This window comes from Rhodopirellula sp. UBA1907 (assembly GCF_002337565.1).
In the GTDB taxonomy this organism is placed as follows: Bacteria; Planctomycetota; Planctomycetia; order Pirellulales; family Pirellulaceae; genus Rhodopirellula; species Rhodopirellula europaea.
In genome coordinates this window covers 1-2600 of sequence record NZ_DDGH01000033.1, presented here as the reverse complement: position 1 = coordinate 2600, position 2600 = coordinate 1, and the positions used below count along the sequence as shown (strand labels likewise).

The following is a 2600-nucleotide window of genomic DNA, read 5'->3' as shown; positions in this document are numbered from 1 at the left end:
TTTTACGACACCGCCCTGAACGAAGCGAGCGGCGTCTGAATTACGCGAGATTGTACCAAGGTCAGCGGGCGTTGCAAAAGGACGAAGGTGTGCCCGAAGGGACTCAGCGTAAAAACCATGTTATGTGCCGCTAAACTACCAGTGCGGCTTCCATTTGTTTAACGATTGCTGGGAACGATGTTGGATCGAGAGTAAAGCTCAAATTACAGGTTGATCGTTGCGTGCCGATACCGGCGGTGATGGAAACGTCCAGCGACAGATGCCCAAGGCCGTCAGAGTTGCGGAATTTGAGTACGCATTCGTTGGGCGACATCGTTTCGAGAGTTGCGTTACCCTCACGCTTAGCATCAAGTTGACGCAAGCCAGCAAGAAACGACGTGATGGAATCACCATCGAACCATACGGATGAGTTTGAGGCAGCGAATCCACGGCCAGCGAACGAGACAACGGCGCGAACATCACGGCGACCCATCGGATCGGTCTCAATGGGTTCGAGCGTGAACCAGCAGTCATCATCACCGTCGATTCTCATTAGACTGCGGCACATAACGGAAGGTTTTTACGACACCGACCTGAACGAAGCGAGCAATGTCTGAACTGCAAGAAATTGTACCAAGGTCAGCCCGCGTCGCCAAACAGGGAAGGTGTGCCGAAGGCCTAGCGTAAAAACCATGTTGTCCGCCCGCTACGTGAAGGTCAGTGTGCGAACGATCGCCTCGAATGCAGATCGCCAGCGCCCGAATAGATCAGGGTGTGCCCTAAATTGGAATTGATAGGCAGAATTGCCGAAAACAATGAAATATGAAATCGCGGTTAGCGTAAATCCAGTTTGTGACGACGTAAATTCGTGCCATGCTACATCGTAGCAATCGCAGGAAAACGAGCCGCTACCGTGCCCTACGTAGTCTGCGACACCGGATTGCAGAAAAGCAACGTTGCCGACCATGTACGATTCGGAGCTGGAAGCCGTGTTTGATTCACACGCCACCAAGAGCTGTGGCTGAATCTCGTTTTCGTCTTCTTCCGGTGCGGCAGCAACGAAGAGATCGTCGTCTCCACCATCCCAAATGTCCCAATCGTCTGGGATGTCGAGGCGAACCGAGTTGTCGGATGTCGAGTGACGCATGACTAGGAGCGGACAACGGAAGGTTTTTACGACACCGCCCTAAACGAAGCGAACGATGCCTGAATTACCAGAGATTGTACCAAAGCCAGCGATCGTTCCCAAAGGACGAAGGTGTGCCGCAGGCCTAGCGTAAAAACCATGTTGTCGGACCGTTGAACCGCCAGCCAGCGATCCAACACGCGACGCCCGTAAGCGGCCGCGAGCAATACGATATGTCGGCGTCGCTATTCGATAATTTTACCGCACCAGAGAAAGTCAGCGAACATTCGCCAGCTTGGTTCGGTCTCCGGTGGCGATAATGGCCGGTCGTTGAAGTATTCGCAGGCGGCATAGAGGTAGGAGGAAATGTCGCCGTTTTGCCAATCGTGAGCACCTCCGAGCATGTAGCGCGTCGGTTCGTCGCGTTCGAGCTGCTGAGCGGCCTCGCGTTCGTCAGCCAAGGCGCGGACAAAAGCGAGAAACGTGTCGCGATCGTTAACGTTCTCCAGCAGATCGTAGAGTTGCGACATAGAAATCTGAGGTCCGACAACGGAAGGTTTTTACGACACCGCCCTAAACGAAGCGAACGATGCCTGAACTACGATAATTGTACCAAGGCCAGCCCGCATAGCCAAACGTGGAAGGTGCGCCGAAGGCCTTAGCGTAAAAACCATGTTGTGCGGCAACTGAAGTGCCAATTAGGTTCCCAACATCTTGCGGTATTCTTGGAATGCTGCCGACACGGTTTCATCGGTGACGAACGAGATGTCGGGTTCCGAGTCGACCGATGGATGGTTCGCCGCATCGAGCGATTTGCGCATGTTGTCGGGGATAGAGAAACGCCCGCCGCGACGCGCGAAACCATCGTCGGCAACAGTGCGACCGTGAGGAGTGAGCAGGATGCGACCATCACGGATGTCCACGAGTCCGCAACGACACAACGCCTTGAGCGAGCGAGTTATTTCGCCAACAGTTGGGATCGCGTGATTGAGAGAGTCGGCCGCGCCAATTAGCAACGGAAGGTCAACGCCACCATCAGCGGTTACCGAAGCGAAAATCCAAGCAGTGGCAAAGTTGAATTTCTCCATTGGTTGTTGCCGCACAACGGAAGGTTTTTACGACACCGCCCTGAACGAAGCGAACGATGTCTGAACTACGAGAGATTCTACCAGCAGATGGAGGCTTGAACAAACGACAGCGGTGTGCCGAAGGCCTCAGCGTAAAACCCGTGTTAGCGGACCCGGTGAACTACCGTAACGGCGTGCCTGTGATTACATGCCACCAGAACGCGATGGCAGAAATGAGTATCGACAGGAGTATGATCCCAACGACACCGCAACCGAGCAACGCGCCACGGTCGTTCCGCCACGCATTCCGTTTACGCTCCGCTATAGCATCCGGATTCTCTGGGAATTCGTCAATGCGTTGAACGGCACCAAGCGTGTAGTCCGTTTTGGTATCGTTGATCTGACGATGTTCAAGAATGGTTGGTTCT

Annotated in this window: 5 protein-coding genes; all 5 read right to left on the bottom strand. The window is 54.0% G+C overall.

Features of this window, described 5'->3' with window-relative positions; genetic code table 11:
- Nucleotides 1-130: 130 nt before the first annotated feature.
- On the bottom strand, nucleotides 131-532 hold the full coding sequence (locus B2R17_RS28485; protein WP_422662594.1) for a WapI family immunity protein: 402 nt from the start codon (nucleotides 530-532) through the stop codon (nucleotides 131-133).
- Between the two features lie 153 nt (nucleotides 533-685).
- Nucleotides 686-1126 (bottom strand): hypothetical protein, encoded by a 441-nt coding sequence (locus B2R17_RS07205; RefSeq protein ID WP_286763427.1) that lies wholly within the window; start codon nucleotides 1124-1126, stop codon nucleotides 686-688.
- Between the two features lie 224 nt (nucleotides 1127-1350).
- On the bottom strand, nucleotides 1351-1635 hold the full coding sequence (locus B2R17_RS07200) for a hypothetical protein (protein WP_008688545.1): 285 nt from the start codon (nucleotides 1633-1635) through the stop codon (nucleotides 1351-1353).
- Between the two features lie 168 nt (nucleotides 1636-1803).
- Entirely contained in the window at nucleotides 1804-2193 is a 390-nt protein-coding gene (locus tag B2R17_RS07195; RefSeq protein ID WP_286763426.1) for a hypothetical protein, read from the bottom strand.
- 160 nt (nucleotides 2194-2353) lie between these two features.
- Nucleotides 2354-2600: hypothetical protein (locus tag B2R17_RS07190; protein ID WP_286763425.1), on the bottom strand; the 247-nt coding region annotated here is incomplete at its 5' end.